Annotated in this window: 17 protein-coding genes, 1 pseudogene and 1 riboswitch; of the genes and pseudogenes, 6 read left to right on the top strand and 12 right to left on the bottom strand. The window is 68.4% G+C overall.

The window, feature by feature from the left end; genetic code table 11:
• Positions 1–51: 51 nt before the first annotated feature.
• From HGB39_RS13860 to thiO, 5 genes are all read right to left on the bottom strand, one after another.
• Entirely contained in the window at positions 52–846 is a 795-nt protein-coding gene (locus HGB39_RS13860) for an ABC transporter permease (protein ID WP_005265052.1), read from the bottom strand.
• Positions 846–1,787 (bottom strand): ABC transporter ATP-binding protein, encoded by a 942-nt coding sequence (locus HGB39_RS13865; RefSeq protein ID WP_043788362.1) that lies wholly within the window; start codon positions 1,785–1,787, stop codon positions 846–848. The genes HGB39_RS13860 and HGB39_RS13865 overlap by 1 nt, the downstream gene beginning before the upstream one ends.
• A 113-nt stretch (positions 1,788–1,900) precedes the next feature.
• Positions 1,901–2,668 carry a thiazole synthase gene (locus HGB39_RS13870; RefSeq protein ID WP_005251713.1) on the bottom strand — a complete coding sequence of 256 codons (768 nt, stop codon included), beginning with the start codon at positions 2,666–2,668 and terminating at the stop codon, positions 1,901–1,903.
• Positions 2,661–2,885, bottom strand: a complete 225-nt coding sequence (gene thiS / locus HGB39_RS13875) for a sulfur carrier protein ThiS (protein WP_005251712.1) — start codon at positions 2,883–2,885, stop codon at positions 2,661–2,663. The genes HGB39_RS13870 and thiS overlap by 8 nt, the downstream gene beginning before the upstream one ends.
• A gap of 2 nt (positions 2,886–2,887) precedes the next feature.
• Positions 2,888–3,955 (bottom strand): glycine oxidase ThiO, encoded by a 1,068-nt coding sequence (gene thiO / locus HGB39_RS13880; protein ID WP_005264847.1) that lies wholly within the window; start codon positions 3,953–3,955, stop codon positions 2,888–2,890.
• A riboswitch (TPP riboswitch) is annotated at positions 3,954–4,066 on the bottom strand. Its footprint overlaps the gene before it by 2 nt.
• 24 nt (positions 4,067–4,090) lie before the next feature.
• On the opposite strand from thiO, the gene thiE reads away from it, so the two are divergent.
• Positions 4,091–4,789 (top strand): thiamine phosphate synthase, encoded by a 699-nt coding sequence (thiE, locus tag HGB39_RS13885; RefSeq protein ID WP_005264846.1) that lies wholly within the window; start codon positions 4,091–4,093, stop codon positions 4,787–4,789.
• On the opposite strand, the gene HGB39_RS13890 is transcribed toward thiE, so the two are convergent.
• A complete protein-coding gene (locus tag HGB39_RS13890) occupies positions 4,790–5,548 on the bottom strand; it encodes an NUDIX hydrolase (RefSeq protein ID WP_005563846.1) in 759 nt (252 codons plus the stop codon).
• A gap of 145 nt (positions 5,549–5,693) precedes the next feature.
• Between HGB39_RS13890 and HGB39_RS13895 the strand changes: the two genes are divergently transcribed.
• From HGB39_RS13895 to HGB39_RS13905, 3 genes are read left to right on the top strand one after another with little or no spacing between them, the layout of a single operon-like run.
• Positions 5,694–7,055 carry a GlnX family signal transduction membrane protein gene (locus HGB39_RS13895; RefSeq protein ID WP_510767366.1) on the top strand — a complete coding sequence of 454 codons (1,362 nt, stop codon included), beginning with the start codon at positions 5,694–5,696 and terminating at the stop codon, positions 7,053–7,055.
• Positions 7,052–8,032, top strand: coding sequence for a glutamate ABC transporter substrate-binding protein (locus HGB39_RS13900; RefSeq protein WP_005563850.1), 981 nt, complete (start codon positions 7,052–7,054; stop codon positions 8,030–8,032). The genes HGB39_RS13895 and HGB39_RS13900 overlap by 4 nt, the downstream gene beginning before the upstream one ends.
• An 8-nt stretch (positions 8,033–8,040) precedes the next feature.
• Complete coding sequence (locus HGB39_RS13905; RefSeq protein WP_005563852.1) at positions 8,041–10,380, top strand: serine/threonine-protein kinase; 2,340 nt, start codon at positions 8,041–8,043, stop codon at positions 10,378–10,380.
• 3 nt (positions 10,381–10,383) lie between these two features.
• Here HGB39_RS13905 and HGB39_RS13910 read toward each other — a convergent pair whose 3' ends face one another.
• Together HGB39_RS13910 and pta are read right to left on the bottom strand one after the other, a co-directional pair.
• Entirely contained in the window at positions 10,384–11,577 is a 1,194-nt protein-coding gene (locus tag HGB39_RS13910; RefSeq protein WP_005264841.1) for an acetate kinase, read from the bottom strand.
• Complete coding sequence (pta, locus tag HGB39_RS13915; protein ID WP_050998719.1) at positions 11,574–13,694, bottom strand: phosphate acetyltransferase; 2,121 nt, start codon at positions 13,692–13,694, stop codon at positions 11,574–11,576. Before pta ends, HGB39_RS13910 begins: the two co-directional genes overlap by 4 nt.
• A gap of 62 nt (positions 13,695–13,756) precedes the next feature.
• Here pta and HGB39_RS13920 point away from each other — a divergent pair, with 62 nt between their 5' ends.
• The gene (locus HGB39_RS13920; protein ID WP_005563854.1) at positions 13,757–14,266 is read left to right on the top strand and encodes a nitroreductase/quinone reductase family protein; all 510 of its coding nucleotides are present in this window, start codon (positions 13,757–13,759) and stop codon (positions 14,264–14,266) included.
• On the opposite strand, the pseudogene HGB39_RS38605 reads toward HGB39_RS13920, so the two are convergent.
• The 3 genes and pseudogenes from HGB39_RS38605 to HGB39_RS13930 form a co-directional block, all read right to left on the bottom strand.
• Positions 14,212–14,388: pseudogene (locus HGB39_RS38605) on the bottom strand (HNH endonuclease); the annotation flags it as partial. The gene HGB39_RS13920 and the pseudogene HGB39_RS38605 overlap by 55 nt on opposite strands.
• A gap of 37 nt (positions 14,389–14,425) precedes the next feature.
• Positions 14,426–15,091, bottom strand: a complete 666-nt coding sequence (locus tag HGB39_RS13925; RefSeq protein WP_043788365.1) for a potassium channel family protein — start codon at positions 15,089–15,091, stop codon at positions 14,426–14,428.
• On the bottom strand, positions 15,084–16,460 hold the full coding sequence (locus HGB39_RS13930) for a TrkH family potassium uptake protein (RefSeq protein WP_005563856.1): 1,377 nt from the start codon (positions 16,458–16,460) through the stop codon (positions 15,084–15,086). The genes HGB39_RS13925 and HGB39_RS13930 overlap by 8 nt, the downstream gene beginning before the upstream one ends.
• A 174-nt stretch (positions 16,461–16,634) precedes the next feature.
• On the opposite strand from HGB39_RS13930, the gene nhaA reads away from it, so the two are divergent.
• Positions 16,635–17,960 (top strand): Na+/H+ antiporter NhaA, encoded by a 1,326-nt coding sequence (gene nhaA / locus HGB39_RS13935; protein WP_005561201.1) that lies wholly within the window; start codon positions 16,635–16,637, stop codon positions 17,958–17,960.
• A gap of 250 nt (positions 17,961–18,210) precedes the next feature.
• Here nhaA and HGB39_RS13940 read toward each other — a convergent pair whose 3' ends face one another.
• Complete coding sequence (locus tag HGB39_RS13940; protein WP_005561200.1) at positions 18,211–18,756, bottom strand: DUF2705 family protein; 546 nt, start codon at positions 18,754–18,756, stop codon at positions 18,211–18,213.
• Between the last annotated feature and the right edge of the window lie 194 nt (positions 18,757–18,950).

Here is an 18,950-nt window from a genome sequence, read left to right on the forward strand (position 1 = left end):
CTCCCGACGATCACCTGGCGGAGGAACGGGGCGAAAGTACTGTATCGGGTGTCAGGCGTCGCGCTTGTTGACGACCACCAGGCCGGCCCCGAAGATCACGAAGACGAACACCGCGAAGTAGACCAGGCTGCCCCACGGGCCCCAGTGGAAGTCGACCCCCTGCGGCGCCCCCAAAAAGTTGTTGGCGTTGAGGAACGGCAGGAAGGGCATGATCTTCTGGCCGAACGACCCGAACAGGTTGAACAGGCTCTCGATCAGCAGCGGCCACAGCAGCAGCAGGGCGATCGCGCCTGCCGACTGGCGCAGCAGCGTGCCGACGCCGACGGCGAGAACCACGCACAGGAACGCGTAGATCGGGACGCCGTAGATCGACCGCCAGGCGTCGTCACCCGACAGCGTGAGCGCCGCTCCTGCCTCGTCACCCGCGGTCGCCTTCGCGATGGCGTACGCGCCGAACGTGAGCACGAATGTCAGCACCGCACCGAACGCGCCGATCAGGCCCGCCTTCGCGATGAGGACGGACGCCCGGTTCGGGATGGCCTGGAACGTGGTGCGGATGACGCCGAACCGGTATTCGCTGGTCACGGCCAGTGCCGCGAGGATCATCAGGACCAGCACGCCGAATCCGGAGACACCGCCGACGGCGTCCGACATCTGCGGCAGGAACGGATCGAAATCCGGTTGCTTACCGTCCGCGATCTGGTTGTTGAAGGAGTTGATGCTGGCCTTCGCGCTCAGCCCGATGACTGCGGCGAGGCCGAGGCCCAGCACGATGATGATGACCGTGCACCACCACGGCGACCTCGTCGACGTGATCTTGATCCGTTCGGCATTGAGAACAGCCATTACAGTGCACCCCTCATCACATCTTCGACGCCCTCTGCGTGGTACTGCACGTCGTCTCCGGTCAACTTCATGAAGGCGTCCTCCAGCGATCCGCGCTGAGATGCCAACTCGTACAGGACGATGCCCTGCGAACCGGCGATCCCGCCGACGACGTCCGTCGACGAATCCACCACCACGAGCGCCTGCTGCCCGTCGGATCCGTCCTCGCGCACGGTGAGCCCATTGGACGTGAGCGCGCTACGCAACGCGTCCAGCTGGGGGCTCCGCACCCGCACCGTCGATTCCGAGGACTTGCTGACGAACTCGGACACGGTGGTGTCGGCGATCAGACGCCCCCGGCCGATGACCACCAGATGTTCTGCGGTGAGCGCCATCTCGGACAGCAGGTGGCTCGACACCAGCACGGTGCGTCCCTCCGCCGCGAGGCGCTGCATGAACTTCCGGATCCAGACGATGCCCTCCGGGTCGAGCCCGTTCACCGGCTCGTCGAACAGCAGCACCTTCGGGTCGCCGAGGAGCGTGGCGGCCAGGCCCAGGCGCTGCGACATGCCGAGCGAGAACCCGCCTGCCTTCTTCCCGGCCACCTCGGTGAGCCCGACGAGGTGCAGCACCTCGTCGACCCGGCTCTTCGGCAGCGAGTTGGACGCCGCCATCCACTGCAGGTGGGCGCGGGCCGAGCGGTTGGGGTGCACCCACTTCGCGTCGAGCAGTGCCCCCACCGTCCGCAGCGGCTGCACCAGGTCGCTGTACGGTTTGCCGTCGATCAACGCGCTGCCCGCCGTGGGGCGGTCCAACCCGAGGATCATGCGCATCGTCGTCGATTTGCCTGCACCGTTCGGGCCGAGGAAGCCGGTGACCATACCCGGCTTCACGTTGAACGTCAGGTTGTCCACCGCCTTCGTCGCACCGAAGGTCTTTGTCAGTCCCCTCACTTCAATCATGATGAGAAGGATGCCCGAACCTGCGGACGGCGCGCATCGGCCGCAGGTCTACTCCCGGCTCGTCCCCTGGTACCGGTCGGACCCTGAGCCGGACCCCGACGCGACCCCGAGGACTACGACGACGCCTGCGCCCAGAACCGCTTGGGAATCCGGCCCGCGTGACGTGCCTCGTACCCCGCCACCACGGCCCCGCGCATCGCCGAAGCCATGAGCGCCGGATCCTTCGCCCTGGTCACAGCCGTGGCCAGCAACACCGCATCGCAGCCGAGTTCCATCGCGAGGGTGGCGTCGCTTGCGGTCCCGATGCCGGCGTCGAGGATGACGGGCACCCCCGCACCGTCCACGATCATCTCGATGTTGTGCGGGTTCGCGATACCGAGCCCGGTGCCGATCGGCGAACCCAGCGGCATCACGGCCACGCAGCCCACGTCCTCGAGTCTGCGGGCCAGAACCGGGTCGTCGGTGGTGTAGGGCAGGACGACGAATCCGTCGTCGACCAGTTGCTCTGCAGCGCTGACCAACTCGATGGCGTCGGGCATCAGGGTGCGCTCGTCGGCGATGACCTCGAGCTTCACCCAGTCGGTCTCGAGCGCCTCACGGGCGAGTTGCGCCGTCAACACAGCCTCGGCCGCACCGCGACACCCCGCGGTGTTGGGCAGCGGGGCGATGTCGAGCCGGCGCAGCAGGTCCAGCACACCGGTGCCGCCTGCGGCGTCGACGCGGCGCATCGCGACCGTGGTCAGCTCGGTGCCGGACGCGACGAGCGCCTCTTCGAGCACCGTGAGGTTGGCGGCGCCGCCGGTGCCCATGATCAACCGTGAACCGAACGTGCGTCCCGCGATCGTGAGGCCCTTCTGCACGCCGGGCGTCGCGTCAGCCACCCTGCACCGCCGTGAGGATCTCGATCTCCCAGCCCCGGACCACGAGCTCGTCCCACCGGGCGCGCGGGAACACGGCGCCGTTCACTGCCACCGCGATGCCCTTGGTGGGCAGGTTCAGCACCTCCAGCAGCCCGGTGACGGTCAACGGTTCCGTGAACTCGTGGTCCTCGCCGTTGACGCTGATGCCGATCGGCACCACTACTTGCTGCTCACTCATCTCTACCTCGCTACTTTCTCGAAACGTTCGGGGTCGGCGGCTTTCGCCTCGACCAATGCCGAGCCCTCCAACAATGCCATCGTCGCGTCGGCGGTCACCGGGGTGAGCAGGATGCCGTTACGGCCGTGTCCCGTCGCCACCACGACCCGATCGGACACCCGGCCGATCAGCGGCAGGTTGTCCGGGGTCATCGGACGCAGACCCGCCGAGGTCTCGTGCAGTTCGTACTCGCCGATGGCGGGCATCAGGGCCTCGGCGTCCGCGATCAGGTCGCGCACACCGGCCACCGTGACCTGCGTGTCGTTGCCCGACTCGTACTGGGTGGCACCGACGACGATGCCGTCGGCACGCGGCACCAGGTAGGCGGGCCTGCCGTGCACGCTGCCGCGGATGGTCCGGCCCGGCGCGGGGGTCACCCCGGGACGCGAGCGCAACCGCAGGATCTCGCCCTTCACCGGGCGAACCGGAAGCCCGGGCCACAGGGCCGGTGACGCGATGCCCGCGGTGACGACGATCTGGTCGGTGTCGAGCCGGTCGAGGCTGTGCACGGCCTCCCCGATCAGCTCCACTCCGGCGTCGGCGGCGCACCGCTGCAGCGCCTGCAACAGCAGCCTGTTGTCCACGGCCAGTTCGTCGACGGCCAAGAGTCCCAATCGGACTCCGCGACCCAGCATCGGCTCGAGGGCCCGGACTTCGGCGCGGCCCAGGATCTGCAGTTCCCGCCCCTGGGCGCCCACCCATTCGGCGATGGTCCGCAGGTCCTCCGCGTCGGCGCCGTCCAGCGCGACGGTGAGCGAACTTTCCGACGTGAACAACTCGACGCCGGCTCCGGCCTCGAGTTCCTTCCCGAATTCGGGCCACCGGTCGAGCGATGCGCTCCCCAGTTCGAGGACGCTCTCCTCGCCTGGCCAGCCCTCGGACAACGGGGCGAGCATGCCGCCCGCCACCCAGGACGCTCCCGAACCTATCGACGGGTCGTACAGCCGTACCGACCAGCCGTTGCGGGCTGCTCGCCACGCAATGGACAGGCCGATCACTCCGCCTCCGACGACGGATACCGATCTCGCCATTGAACTCCACCTCACTTCCTGCGCCGGCATGATCCGGGTCAGGTATGACGGTCGGGCTCGGCGTGAGCCCCTCTCAGCCCCACGTTCCCCGGGACTCCCGTGTTGCACTTTCACCGTAGAGGCTACCGTCATGCCGTGACCACCTCGCATCACAGCAACCTCACGGACCGTCGGCGCCGCCTCGGAACAGCACGTTTGTACCTGTGCACCGATGCTCGGCGCGAGAAGGGCGACCTGGCGCAGTTCGCCGAGGCCGCACTGTCCGGCGGCGTCGACATCATCCAGCTCCGCGACAAGGGCTCGGCCGGAGAGAAGAAGTTCGGCACGATGGACGCCCGGGACGAACTGGCGGCGCTGTCGGTGCTCGCGGCCGCGGCCAGGCGGCACGGAGCGCTGCTCGCGGTCAACGACCGCGCCGACATGGCGCTGGCGGCCGGAGCCGACGTGCTGCACCTCGGCCAGGGCGACCTGCCCGTCCCGTACGCACGGACCGTGGTGGGTTCCGACGTCCTGATCGGACGCTCCACCCACAGCCGCGCCCAGGCCAGCCTGGCGGCGATCGAGGACGGCGTCGACTACTTCTGCACCGGACCGGTGTGGGCCACCCCCACCAAGCCCGGACGGACCGCGTCGGGCATCGATCTGGTGCGATCGACCGCCGACTCGGAGCCGAACCGCCCGTGGTTCGCGATCGGCGGCATCGACGAGTCCCGGGTTCCGGAGATCCTCGCCGCGGGTGCCTCCCGCATCGTCGTCGTCCGGGCCATCACCGAGGCCCGCGACCCGCAGGCCGCCGCGCGCTCACTGTCCGCCCTGCTGCAGCAGAACGCGTAGTTACGGCTGATCCAGCCAGTCCAGCACCGTGGCGGGCGGCAGGACCACGACGGTGGCCGGCAACTGTTCGATCAGGTCGGGATCGGTGGTGACGATCGCCGTCACCGTTCCCAGCGTGGTGCCGTGGCCGGCCGGTTCGGCGAGGCGGCCGACGGCGTCCAGGGCCTCGAGCACCTCGACGCGCGGCAGCCACCCGTAGGTGCCGTCGGGCAGGTGCACCGTGCGGGGCAGGGCCTTCGACAACTGTGCCAGCGCGCCGCGCTCGCCCAGCACGTCGTGCCGGTCGAGCAGCAATCGCACCTCGGTGGTGCGCAGTTGCGGCCACCCCGCTTCGAAACCCGGGTGCAGCGGCAACCCGGCGACGTCGGTTTCCCGCACCCAGCGCAGTTCGGTGCTCTCGCCGTTCGCGACGGTGGGCAGTGGGCGCTCGGCGTCGGCGATCACCGTGGTGTAACTCCAGCCGCTCGCGGCCTTCATCGTGACGACCTCGGTGCGGACGCGGATGGCCGCGCTCTCGATGCCTGCTTCCTCGTGGGCCTCGCGCACCGCGGCGTGGGTGGTGGACTCGTGGCTGTCCCGGGCACCGCCGGGCAACGCCCACGTACCGCCCTGGTGACTCCAGACCGCACGGTGCTGTAGCAGGACGGCCGGCGTCTCGTCGGGGAGCGGCGCACGCAGCAACAACCCGGCGGCACCGTGCTTGCCCCAATGACGACTGCCGTCCGGCCCGGTTGCCCAACCGTCACCGTCACCACGCATCGACTACCCCTGTCCGACCTGATGGGTCTCCCTGCAGTTCCCTCACACTAACGGTTTCTTCCGGAACTGCCCGTCGGCAGTCGTGAACCGACCGCTGCTTATATGCTCCCCACAAGGTGCGGCCATGACACGGGAGGGGTGCGAGGTGGTTCTGCGTGAGGCACCGTCGATCGAACCCCACGGCAGCCGCGCATTGTCTGCCGCCGCGGACGACGACGTCGACCCCGCGGTGGCACGCCGCAAGGAACTGCGCGCGTTCCTGGAGTCGACTCCCGCCAAACTCACCGCCCTCGGGGCCCTCCTGGTCCTGCTCACCCTCACCGCCGGGTTCGTGGCCGCCTCGACGGTGAACAGCAGGGAAGCCACTCTCGACAGCGTCCTCGCGGAGACGGAACCGCTGTCGTTCTCGGCGCAGAACCTCTACAGCGCCCTGTCCGTGGCGGATGCCGCGGCCACGACGGCGTTCATCTCCGGCGGTCTCGAACCGCCCGAACTCCGGGACACCTATACGCAGGCGATCGGCACCGCCTCCGCCGACCTCGTGTACGCGTCCGGCGGACTCGCGGCGAGCGACGTGGACAGCCGCCGACTGCTTGCCTCCATCTCCACCGACCTCAGCGTCTACTCCGGTCTCGTCGAGACCGCGCGGGCCAACAATCGCACCGGTCATCCGGTCGGCGCGGCCTACCTCAGCGAGGCGTCCACACTGATGCAGACGAGCATGCTGCCGATGGCGCAGCAGTTGCACGCCCAGCAGGAAGCCGACGTCGCGGACACGCAGCGGGACTACTCCCGTCCGCCCTGGCTGGCGCTGATCCTGATCCTCGTCGCACTCGTCGCGTTGCTCGTCGCCCAGATCGTCATTGCGAGGCTCAGTCGGCGCACGTTCAATCTCGGGCTGATCGTGGCGTCGTCGTGCACGGCGATCCTCCTGGCGTGGATGCTGGTCGCCGGGTTGGTCTCCTCCCTCGACACCAAGCGGGCACTGACCGAGGGCGCCCGCCCGATGCACGAGTTGACCGCGGCCCGCATCCTGGCCCAGCAGGCGCGCACCGAGGAGACCCTCAAACTGGTCCGCCGCGACTCGAACGGTGACTACGACGCCGTCTTCGAAGACAAGTCCGGTCAGCTCGACACCCTGCTGTCGAATTACCCCCACGACGGCGACCGCGCGGTCGGCCACGACGAGGTGGCGAGGGCGCAGGAGGCGTGGACGCGCTGGTCCTCGGCACACGACCGCATGAACGAGAACCTCGCCAGGGGCGACTTCGTCTCGGCGGCAATGGTCGCCATCGGACCGGGACCTTCGGATTCCGCGGCTCAGTTCACCGCCGTCGACGACGCGCTCACCGACGGAATCGGCACCGCACGCGACCGTCTGCGGTCGAATGTCGAATCCGCGGCCCGGGTGCTGACCGCGCTCGGTTCCGGCGCCATTGTCCTGACACTGATCGCGGTCGGCGGAATTATCATCGGGTTGTGGCCTCGATTGAGGGAATATCAGTGAGGCGGCGCCGGATCGCGCTCGTGCTCGTGGCGGCCACCTTACTGATCGGCGGGTGCGCCGAGTCGAGTCCCGAGCACGTCGGATCGCCGAGCGTGTCGTACACCGAGCCCCCGCTTCCCGCGGCCGCGACGCCGGCGCCCGAGACCAGCGCTGTGCCGCCGACTCCCGAGAAGGACTGCGGCGATCCCACCGCGAGCCTGCGCCCGTTCCCCGACCCCGACGCCGCACCGCCGATGCCGACGGTCGACGCCATCCGCGCGCGGGGGCGTCTCGTCGTCGGCCTCGACACGGGCAGCAATCTGATGAGTTTCCGCGATCCGGCGACCGGTGCCATCCAGGGCTTCGACGTCGACGTGGCCCGGGAGATCGCGCGGGATCTGTTCGGCGATCCGGACCGGCTCGAGTACCGCATCCTCACGTCGGCGAATCGTGAGAAGGCGCTGCAGGAGTCGATGGTCGACATCGTGGCCAAGACGATGACCATCACCTGCGACCGAAAGGAACGGGTGGCGTTCTCCTCCGAGTACTTCGAGGCGCAGCAGCGGGTTCTCGTCGTGAAGGGCTCCCCGATCCGCAGCGCCGCCGACCTGGACGGGAAACGGGTCTGCGTCGTCCGCGGCACGACGTCGCTGACACGGTTGCAGCGGGTGGCGCCCACCGCGAACATTCTGACGGTCCCCATGTGGTCGGATTGCCTGGTGGTCCTGCAACAGCGGCAGGTCGATGCGGTGAGCACCGACGACACGATCCTCGCCGGTCTGGCGTCCCAGGACCCGTATCTCGAGATCGTCGGGGACAGCATGGGCGCCGAGCCGTACGGCGTCGGCATCACCAAGTCGAACGAGGACCTGGTGCGGTTCGTCAACGGCACGCTCGAACGCATCCGCCGCGACGGTACCTGGACCAGGATGTACGACCAGTGGCTGTCGATGCTGGGGCCGTCCCCCGCCCCGCCGTCCGCCGTGTACCAGGACTGAGGGGACGCATGCCGCAGCATTCGCAGAATCCGGAGTCCACCGACCCGGACATCGCCACCCAGGCCGCCGTCCGGGAGCCGGAAGGGGACGCCACGCAGGCCGCGGTCCGGGAAGAACCGGACGAGGGTCCGGCCACCCAGGCCACCCAGGCCACCCAGGCGGCGCCGACGTCCCGGCCGTCCGGCGCGTCCGGCACCGGCCGCTCGACGCGCTCACCGCGCACCCGGTCCGGGCAGCGCCTGCGTCTCGGCGGCGGTCTCGTCGAGGTTCCCGTCGTGAAGACACTGGACCCGGCATCCGCCGTGATGACCGACCCGAAAGTCCCCGAGAGCAAGCGCTTTTGCTGGAAGTGCAACAAGCCGGTGGGCCGCACCGGCGCCGCGTCCGAGGGCTCCGAGTTCGGTCTGTGCCCCCAGTGCGGAGCCACGTACGACTTCCGGCCGCTTCTCGGCCCGAACGAGCTGATCGGCGGCCAGTACGAGGTGCAGGGCTGCATCGCGCACGGCGGCCTCGGCTGGATCTATCTGGCCATCGATCGCAACGTCAGTGACCGCTGGGTGGTTCTCAAGGGACTGTTGCACTTCGGCGACGCCGAGGCTCAGGCCGTGGCGGTGGCCGAACGCCAGTTCCTCGCCGAGGTGGCCCACCCGAGCATCGTGAAGATCTTCAACTTCGTGGAGCATCCCCGGTCGGATGGGACCCCGATGGGGTACATCGTGATGGAGTATGTGGGCGGTCACTCGCTTCGGGACGTCCTGTCGACGCACGCGAAGCCCGAACGCATGCCGGTCGAGCAGGCCATCGCCTACGTGCTCGAAATCCTTCCCGCAATGGCGTATCTGCACTCCACCGGTTTGGTGTACAACGACCTCAAACCCGACAACGTGATGGTCACCGAGGATGCCCTCAAGCTGATCGACCTCGGTGCCGTCGCGGGCATCGAGGACTACGGCTACCTGTACGGCACACCCGGGTATCAGGCGCCGGAGATCGTCACGACCGGCCCGACCGTGGCGTCCGACATCTACACGGTGGGGCGCACCCTCGCCGTCCTGACGCTCGACATGCCGTCCGACAAGGGCCGGTACCTCGACGGGATCCCGTCCCCCGAGCAGGCGCCGCTCCTCGCGGAGTACGAGTTCTTCCACCGACTCCTGTTGCGCGCCACCGACCCCGACCCGAGCCGGCGTTTCGCGTCGGCCGAGGAGATGGCGGGTCAGCTCACGGCGGTGCTGCGGGAGATCCTCGCGCAGCAGACCGGCGAGGAGCATCCCGGACTGTCGACCGTGTTCAGCAAGCAGAGAACGACTTTCGGCACGGACGAGGCCGTCGAGCAGACCGACGTGTACGTCGACGGCGTCGAACGGGACGAGAATCTCGATCCGCAGTCCGTGGCGCAGGCGTTGGCGGTACCCCTGATCGACCCGACCGATCCCAACGCCCCGCTCCTGGCCGCCGCGGTGCACAGCGAGCCGCAGCAGACGCTGGATTCCATTCGGCACGCGCGCGAGAACGGTATCGAACGGGTCGTCGGAGATCTGGACGTGTCGTTCTCCCGGGAACTCACGCTCGCCGAGATCAAGGCCCACCTCGATCTCGGTGACGCCGCCACCGCCACCGAACTCCTCCGTGACGTGGAGGGAGAGATGGGTGGGAACTGGCGCGTCGACTGGTACGCCGGACTCGCGACGCTCATCGACGGCGACTACGAGACGGCGTTCTCCCGTTTCGAATCCGTACTGCAGGCGATGCCCGGGGAGACGGCTCCCAAACTTGCGCTGGCCGCCACCGCCGAACTGATTCTGCAGCACTGGGAGAGCTCCGACCCCCACCAGTGGCGAACGTTCGCCGAGAAGTACTACCGGACGGTGTGGCGTACCGACCACAGCATGGTGAGTGCGGCATTCGGGCTGGCGCGGCAACTCACCGAACGCGGCGATCTGCCCGGTGCCATCGCCGCCCTCGATCAGGTTCCCCCGACGTCCCGGCACTTCACCATGGCCCGGATGACGAGCGTGCTGATGCTGTTGTCCGGCAAACCGATCGAGGAACTCGACGAATCGGCTCTCCGGGAGGCCGCGCTCCGTGTCGCCGCGCTCGCACCCGAGGAGAGCCGGGCACTGCAGATGCGCACGCTCGTACTGGGCACCGCACTGGATTGGATGCGTGCCGGTCACACGTCGGCGACGGAACTCGAGCAGATCCTCGGTGTGCCGTTCACCGAACGGGGCCTACGCAAGGGCGCCGAGGCCGGCCTGCGGGCGCTGGCCCGCAACGCCCCCGAGCGCACTCACCGGTACACGCTGGTGGATCTGGCCAACACCATCCGGCCCAAGAGCCTGCTGTAACGCTCAGGCCCCGATCAGCTCCACCGCCGCACAGGCGATCGCGAACTCCTCGTTGGTGGGCACGACCAGCACCTGAACGTCGGACTCGTCCACCGAGATACGGCGTGCGTCCCGGGAACTCGCGCGGTTGCGGTCGTCGTCGACGACGATGCCGAGGCGTCCCAGCCCGGCCAGGCTGTCGCGGCGGACGTCGACGTTGTTCTCGCCGACTCCCCCGGTGAACGTGATGACGTCGACGCCGCCGAGTTCCACCAGGTAGGCGCCGATGTACTTGCGGAGTCGGTGCACGTACACGTCGTAGGCCAGCGCCGCAGCCTCGTCGCCCTCGCCGACCAGCGTCAGGAGCGCCCGGAAGTCGTTGACCCCCGACAAGCCCTTGAGGCCGGAATGCCGGTTCAGGAGGTCGTCGATCTGATCGACACCCATCCCGCTGCGGTGCAGGTGCAGGATGACGCCGGGATCGACGTCCCCGGACCGCGTGCCCATGACGAGTCCCTCGAGCGGGGTCAGCCCCATGCTGGTGTCGACGGCCAGTCCCCCGCGGATCGCGGACGCCGAGGCACCGTTCCCCAGGTGCAGGACGATCTGGTTCAGCTCGGACAGGTCCCTGCCGAGGAACTCGGCCGTGCGCGCCGACACGTACTGGTGCGACGTGCCGTGGAAGCCGTACCGCCGGATGGAGTGCTCCTTCGCGACCTGCCGGTCGATCGCATACGTCGACGCCTCCGCGGGCAGGGTATGAAAGAACGCGGTGTCGAACACCGCGACGTGCGGGATGTCCGGCAGCTCCTCCCGCGCCACCTCGATCCCGATCACGTTCGCCGGATTGTGCAGCGGCGCAAGGGTCGAAAGGTCCGAGATGGACTGCACCACTGCGTCGTCGATGATCGTGGGTTCGAAGAATACGTCGCCGCCGTGGACGATGCGATGGCCGACCGCGACGATCCCCGCCTCCCTCAGAGGTCGACCCACCTCGGCGACGATGTCCGACAACATCTTCAGTCCGGCGCGGTGGTCGGCGATGTGAACGTGGCGCTCCGCCAATCCGGTGCGGTGGTGATAGACGATGCGCCCCTCGGGTTCCCCGATCCTCTCGATGAGACCGGACGCCGAGGACTTACCGGTGTCCGGGTGGATCAGCTGGAACTTGATCGACGACGAACCGGAATTGACTACCAGTACGGACCCCTCGGTCACTGCTCTGCTCCCTGCGCCTGGATCGCGGTGATGGCCACGGTGTTCACGATGTCCTCGACCAGCGCCCCTCGCGAGAGGTCGTTGACCGGTTTGTTGAGGCCCTGCAACACCGGACCGACGGCGATGGCGCCGGCGCTGCGCTGCACGGCCTTGTACGTGTTGTTCCCGGTGTTGAGGTCGGGGAAGATGAAGACCGTCGCCTTCCCTGCCACCGCCGAATCGGGCATCTTCTTGTCGGCCACGCTCTGCTCGATGGCAGCGTCGTACTGAATGGGGCCTTCCACCAACAGGTCCGGGCGACGCTCGCGGACGAGTTTCGTCGCAGAGCGCACCTTGTCGACGTCCGCACCGCTGCCGGAGTCGCCGGTCGAGTACGACAGCATCGCGATACGCGGATCGATACCGAATTGGGACGCCGTTTGCGCCGACGAGATCGCGATGTCGGCCAGCTGTTCGGCCGTGGGGTCGGGCACCACCGCGCAGTCCCCGTACGCGAGCACCCGATCGGACAGGCACATCAGGAACACACTCGACACCGTGGACACTCCCGGTTGTGTCTTGATGATCTCGAACGACGGCCGGATGGTGTGCGCCGTGGTGTGCGCGGCACCGGAGACCATGCCGTCCGCGATTCCCAAGTGCACCATCATGGTTCCGAAGTACGAGATGTCGGTCATCACCTCGCGGGCACGGTCCACGGTCATGCCCTTGTGGGCGCGGAGCCGCGCGTACTCCTCGGCGAACGGACCGGCGTGTTCGGACGTCCGGGGGTCGAGCACCTGCGCGTCACCGAGGTCCACGCCGAGTTCCGCCGCGCGGCGACGCACCTGCACCTCGTCGCCGAGAATCGTCAGCTCCGCCACCTGCCGTTGCAGCAGTCTCCCCGCCGCGCGGAGGATGCGGTCGTCGTCGCCTTCCGGGAGCACGATGTGCTTGTGGTCGCGGCGGGCGCGGTCGATCAGCTGGTATTCGAACATCTGCGGAGTCACCACCGACGGGATCGGCAGCTTCAACCGCTCCAGCAGTGTGGGTGCGTCCACCCGGAGTTCCATGACACTCAGGGCGGTGTCGATCTTGCGCTGCGAACCGACCGCCACCCGGCCACGGGTCTGCGCTGCCGCGCTGGCCGTGTCGAACGTGCCCAGTCCGGTGGTGAGGATCGGCAACCGCGGCTTGAGGCCGGCCATCAACTTCGCGATTGCCGGGTGCGGCATCAGCCCGCCGTTCATGATGATGCCCGCCAGCGACGGGAAACCTTCGGCCTCATGCGCATTCACCATCGCCAGCAGCACGTCGGAACGGTCGGCCGGGGCGATCACCACCGTGCCCTCCGTCAGGCGTTCGAGGATGTGCTCGGCCGTCATTCCACCCACCATCACCCGCAGCGCCTCCCGGTGGAGGAGCTCCGGGTCGCCGCTGAACAGGCTCCCGTCGATCGACTCGAGGAGTTCGGCCATGGTCGGTGCGACCAGCAAGGGGATCTCGGGCAGGCTCCACGCGGGCACACCGGTGACTGCCAACGCGTCGGTGACCGCATCGAGCTGGTCGGGGTCGCACCGATTGGCGACCACGGCCAGCAGGTGCGCGTGGTGAGCGGTCAGTTCACCGATGGCGAGCTGGGCGAGTTGGGCGATCTCCTCGGGGGTACGCCGCGCTCCCCTCACGGCGAGCAACACCGGGGCGCCGAGGTTCACGGCGATCCTGGCGTTGTAGCCGAGCTCGCTGGGGCTGGCCACGTCGGTGTAGTCGCTGCCGATCACCACGACGGCATCGCACTGCGCCGCCACCTGGTGATACCGGGAGACGATCTCGCTGAGCGCGCCGTCGGGATCGGCGTGGACCTGCTCGTACGTGACCCCCAGGGACTCCTCGTACCCGATGTCGGCCGTGGTGTGTTCGAGGAGCAACTCGAGGATGTAGTCGGTTTCCTGCGTCGATCGGGCGATGGGACGGAAGACGCCCACCCTCGCCGCGGACGCACACAGCATCTGCAGGACACCCAGCGCGATGGTGGACTTGCCGGTATCCCCCTCCGGTGAGGCGATGTAGACGCTCGACGGCTGGGGACGTGCGGGCGGATTCACGGGTGAGGGTGTCGCTGGCGCAGCCATGGCCATAGCGTATCCGGCCACCGGTTCTGGGTGATTGACACCGCACCCGCCCGGCGGTCAGATGACGTATGGCCGAATCACCCTTCCCCGACGTCCGATGGGGCAGCGAGAACAGCTTCCTCCGCGAACCCGCAGCCAAATTTGCCGCCACCCGACCCGGATCGTGGGTGATCCGGAAACTCGCCGGAGTCGACCGCCGGCTCCTCCAGAAGACCAGGGGACGCTTCACGATCCTCGGTCCGATCGCCGCTCCGGTAGTGCTGCTGACCACGACGGGTCGCAAGTCTGGCGCGCCACGGACGAGCCCGCTCCTCTACTACCGCGAGGGTAAGCAGATCTTCGTCGTGGGCAGCAACTTCGGGCAGGATCACCACCCGGCGTGGTCGGGGAACCTTCTCGCCCAGCCGAACGCGAAAGTCACGATCGGCGGGAAGGACATCCCCGTCACCGCGACTCTCCTCGCCGAACCGGAGCGAACACGGATCTATCGCGAATTCGACGAGATGGTGCGCGTCTACGGCGTCTACGAGCACCGAACGAACCGCACGATGCGGGTGTTCGCTCTCACCGCCTCGTGAGCCGAGCGCCGTGCCGCGGACGGGAACGGCGGTGCCGCCGACCGGTAGTGGTGCCCGGTCGGGGTGCCGACGTCGATGAGGTGGGTGCGGCAGGGGTTGTCGACTGCGCGGGCGGACCATCCTGTCAGTGATCGGCGGGGCGGGACCGAGACGGGAGAATCAGGTCAGGTCGCTGAAGCGTTCGGTGTCGCGGACCTGGCCGGAGACGATGATGGTGTCGCCGGGTTCGATGACGGTGTCGGCGGTGGCGTAGGTGAAGCCCTCGCCGGGGCGTTTGATCGCGACCACGGTGACTCCGTAGGTGCTGCGGACGGTGGTGTCGCCGAGGCGTTTTCCCACGACGGTCGCGGGTGGGGTGGTCTTGACCATGGCGAAGCCGTCGTCGAATTCGATGTAGTCCATCATCCGCCCGCGCACCAGGTGCGCTACTCGTTTGCCCATGTCGTGCTCGGGGCGCACGACATGCTGGACGCCGATCTGCCGGAGGATCTTGGCGTGGGCGTTGCTGATCGCCTTGGCCCATACGTGCGGCACCGCCAGGTTGATCAGGGCGGAGGCGGTGAGCAGGCTGGCCTCGAGGTCGGATCCGATTCCGACCACGGCCCGGTCGTAGTCGTGCACCGAGAGTTGGCGCAGCGATTCCTCGTCGGTGGTGTCGGCGACGGCGGCGTGGGTGAGGCGGTGTGAGATCTTTTGCACTACGACCTCGTTGGCGTCGATGCCGAGCACCTCGGTGCCCTGTTCCATCAGCTCGAGGGCGAGGGACTTGCCGAACCGGCCCAGTCCCAAAACGACGACGACGTCGGAGGACGGTTTCCTAGCCAATGAAGGGCCTTTCTTCGGGGAGTTCGTAGCGGCGGTCCCGGTGGCGGGCGGCGAGTGCGCTGACCAGGGTGATGGAGCCGATGCGGCCGAGATACATCAGCATCACCAGGATCAACTGGCCCCAGGCGGGGAGTTGCGCGGTGATGCCGGTGGACAGCCCCACGGTCGCGAATGCGGAGGTTACCTCGAAGAGCAGGACGTTGAGATCGAAGGCGGTGCCGGCGAGCAGCACGATGGTGGGGACCATGACCAGGGCCACACCGATGAGGGCCACCGCCAGCGCCTGCCGTTGCACACGGGGGCCGATCCGCCGGTCGAAGATCACCACCGACCGCTCGCCGCGGACCTCGGCGACGATCGCGAACAGCAGCAGCGCGAAGGTGGTGACCTTGATGCCGCCGGCGGTGCCGCCGCTGCCGCCGCCGATGAACATCAGCACATCGGTCACCAGCAGGGTGGCGGGGTCCATCTGGGCGTAGTCGACGCTGTTGAATCCGGCGGTGCGGGGCATGATGCCCTGGAACGCGGCAACCAGCAGCTTCGACCCGAGGTCGTGTCCGCGCAGGGTGTAGCCCCACTCGAGCGCCAGCACCAGCGCCGGGCCGATTATCAACAGGATGGCGGTGACCGTGACGGTCAGCTTCGTGTGCAGGCTCCACCGGCGGGACTTGCCGCGCACGCGCCGGCCCACCTCGAAGAGCACCGGGAATCCGATGCCGCCGAGGATGACCGCGGCCAGCAGCGGGAGGCAGATGAACGGGTCGTCGGCGAAGCCGATGATGTTGTCGCTGTAGAGCGCGAACCCGGCGTTGTTGAACGCCGAGATCGCATGGAATACCCCGAGCCACAGGGCGCGGCCGGGTGGTTCGTCGTAGCCGAGCGCGAAGCGGGCCGCCAGGCACATGGCGGTGACGGTTTCGATGAGGATGCTGATCCGGACCACGCCGATGACGACGCTGCGTACGTCACCGAGACCGGATGCGCGGACCTCGGCGGCGGCGTTGAGGCGGGCGCGCAGCCCGATCCGGTTGGCGAGCATCAGCCCGACCACCGACGCCATCGTCATGATCCCGAAGCCGCCGGCCTGGATCAGGCCGAGGATGATGCCCTGGCCGAACCCCGACCAGTGGGTGGGGGTGTCGACGACGACCAGCCCGGTCAGACACATCGCCGACGTCGCCGTGAACAGGGCGTCGACGACGCCGGTCTCGGTTCCCGGTTGGCTCGCGGCGGGCACCAGCAGCAGTCCGGTGCCGATCGCCACCGCGGCCGCGAAACCCAGGGCCACCACCCGGACAGGGGACAGGGTCACCCGATCCGCCGCCCGTCGCAGCGCGGTCGACGGCGACGCGCCGGTGCGTGAAGTCACGAACAGGAGGGTAACCCCGGCGGTCGCCGACGCCGAACACGGCTGGTCAGTGGTGGCTGAGGATCTGTGGGTCGAGCGGGAGCCACACCGGGCGGGTGCCGTCCACGATAGGGTGAGATCGGTGAGCCGGGAAGTCTGGTCGGCGGTCGTGCAATCTCGACCGGAAGGCATCTCGTGAGCAATACCCGTTCCCCACGCGCCCCGCTGTTTTCCCGAGGATCGTGGGCGGAGGCGTCGCGGATCGCCGTGATCCTGCGGAGGGAAACCGTCGGGGGCGGCCTGTTGCTCGCGGCGACGGTCGTCGCGATGATCTGGGCGAATTCGCCCTGGTCGGGCGGCTACGACGCGGTGCGGGACTTCACGGTCGGCCCCGCAGCGCTGCACCTGCACCTGCCGTTGGAAACATGGGCGTCGGACGGGCTGCTGGCGATCTTCTTCTTCGTCGTCGGGCTGGAACTCAAACGCGAGTTCGTCGCCGGTGACCTGCGCGACCCGGCCCGGGCGGTGCTGCCGATCGCCGCGGCAGCCGGGGGGATGGCGCTGCCGGCGATCCTGTTCGTGCTGGTGAACCTGCGCACCGGGGACGGCGCCCTGCGCGGGTGGGCGATCCCGACGGCCACCGACATCGCGTTCGCGCTGGCGGTGCTGGCGGTGATCAGCACCCACCTGCCCTCCACGCTGCGGATCTTCCTGCTGACGTTGGCGGTGGTGGACGATCTGCTGGCGATCACCATCATCGCCGTGTTCTACACCGGCCACCTCTCCGCGCTGCCGTTGGCCGCGGCGGCGGTGCCGTTGGCCGTGTTCGCGTTCGCCGTGCACCGGCGGAACCGGTCGTGGTGGCTGTTGATCCCCCTGGCCTTGCTGACCTGGGGACTCGTGCATGCCTCCGGGGTACACGCCACCGTCGCGGGGGTGTTGCTCGGATTCACGGTTCCGGTGATCCGCAGTGAGGCCGCCGGTGGGCCGGAGGCCGGTCCCGGTTTGGCCGAGCATTTCGAGCGCCGGATCCGGCCGCTCTCGGCGGGGTTCGCGGTGCCGGTGTTCGCGTTCTTCGCCGCCGGGGTCACTGTCGGTGGGATGACCGGGCTGACGAGCGCGTTCGAGGATCCGGTCACCCTCGGCATCGTCGCCGGCCTGGTCGTCGGGAAAACCACGGGAATCTTCGGCACCACGTTCGTGCTGGCGAAGTTCACCCGCGCCACCCTGGATTCGGGGCTGCGGTGGATCGACATCTTCGGTCTGGCGATGCTCGCCGGGATCGGGTTCACCGTGTCGCTGCTGATCGGGGAACTCGCCTACGGCGGGGCGAGCGTCCGCGACGATCATGTCAAGATCGGGGTGCTGTGCGGGTCGCTGATCGCGGCGCTGCTCGCGACGATGGTGCTGCGGATCCGCAACCGCGTGTACCGGCAGATCGCCGAGGAGGAAGCGATCGACCTGGATCAGGACGGAATCCCCGACGTGTATATCGAGTCCCGCGGAGGTGATTCCCCATGACCGGCAACCGGGGACCGATCAAGACATCGGATTCGATCAGACGTCCGTGGTGACCCCGCCACGCGATTTCCTCGTGGCTCCTGCTCGGTTTCAGCGCCCTACTGGTGGTCGGGCCGAGCCTGGTCGCGGTGTACACCGACGCAGAGCGATCGATGACCTTCTCGGCGAGCTCGGCACATGAGCGGTGCACCGACTGGTCCTGGTGGACGAGTATTCGAGCGTCACCGCAACGTGTCCGCGGCGCCGACCGTCATCGAGCGATGTCGCGGCGGTTGAACAGCTGGGCACCGGCGGCGGTAACGAGGACGGTGAGGAGGACAAGAATCACGGCGTCGAAGACTTGCACACCGTTTTCCATCGGCTCCCCGCCGATGTAGTAGTGCATCGGTGTGAGGTAGCGCAGCCACTCGACACCGATCTGTGGGGCGAACCCGTTGACGGCGTAGCCGAGGACGCCGAGGCCGGCGGTGGCGCCGAACACCGTTGCACGGGAACGCCCGGTGGCGGCACCGATGGCCACGGCCACCGCCCCGAAGAAGATGGCGAGCAGTGTCAGGTGCACGGCCTGTGCGGCGAAGTTCGCGACGCTGATGCTGTCGAGCTGAGCGCTGCCGCGTACGGCGAGTTGCCCGGCCAGGACGACGACCGCGATCAGTGCGGCGCCCACGATCAGGGCGGCGAGGCGCTCGAGCAGGAGCCGGGTGCGACTGATCGGGTGCGCCAGCAGGAGGTCCAGGTAGCCGGACTCTTCGTCGGCGGAGATCATTCGGGCACCGGTGGCTTCGCCGACGCACAAAGCGTGACCGCACCCTCATCGACCGGTGGTACGCCACCCTCGACCGGTAGCCGCCGCGGAGAGCACGCCTATCCCCACCGGGGGCGTGCCGGCAGCGGACGTCTCGGGGCCGATCCGAGCTCGAGCTCTGCTCCGGCAGACCGTAACCGATCCCCGCTACCACCGCCTGCGCCGGGTGGGCGCGCTTTAGCGCA

The sequence above is a fragment of the Rhodococcus opacus genome (assembly GCF_012396235.1).
Classification (GTDB): domain Bacteria; phylum Actinomycetota; class Actinomycetes; order Mycobacteriales; family Mycobacteriaceae; genus Rhodococcus_F; species Rhodococcus_F opacus.

Bases quoted from the DNA above. Each gene is read 5' to 3' on its own strand.
- HGB39_RS13860 (WP_005265052.1), bottom strand. From the start codon at position 846: ATGGCTGTTCTCAATGCCGAACGGATCAAGATCACGTCGACGAGGTCG.
- HGB39_RS13920 (WP_005563854.1), top strand. From the start codon at position 13,757: ATGGCCGAATCACCCTTCCCCGACGTCCGATGGGGCAGCGAGAACAGC.
- pta (WP_050998719.1), bottom strand. From the start codon at position 13,694: ATGGCCATGGCTGCGCCAGCGACACCCTCACCCGTGAATCCGCCCGCA.
- HGB39_RS13905 (WP_005563852.1), top strand. From the start codon at position 8,041: ATGCCGCAGCATTCGCAGAATCCGGAGTCCACCGACCCGGACATCGCC.
- thiO (WP_005264847.1), bottom strand. From the start codon at position 3,955: ATGGCGAGATCGGTATCCGTCGTCGGAGGCGGAGTGATCGGCCTGTCC.
- HGB39_RS13865 (WP_043788362.1), bottom strand. From the start codon at position 1,787: ATGATTGAAGTGAGGGGACTGACAAAGACCTTCGGTGCGACGAAGGCG.
- HGB39_RS13890 (WP_005563846.1), bottom strand. From the start codon at position 5,548: ATGCGTGGTGACGGTGACGGTTGGGCAACCGGGCCGGACGGCAGTCGT.
- thiS (WP_005251712.1), bottom strand. From the start codon at position 2,885: ATGAGTGAGCAGCAAGTAGTGGTGCCGATCGGCATCAGCGTCAACGGC.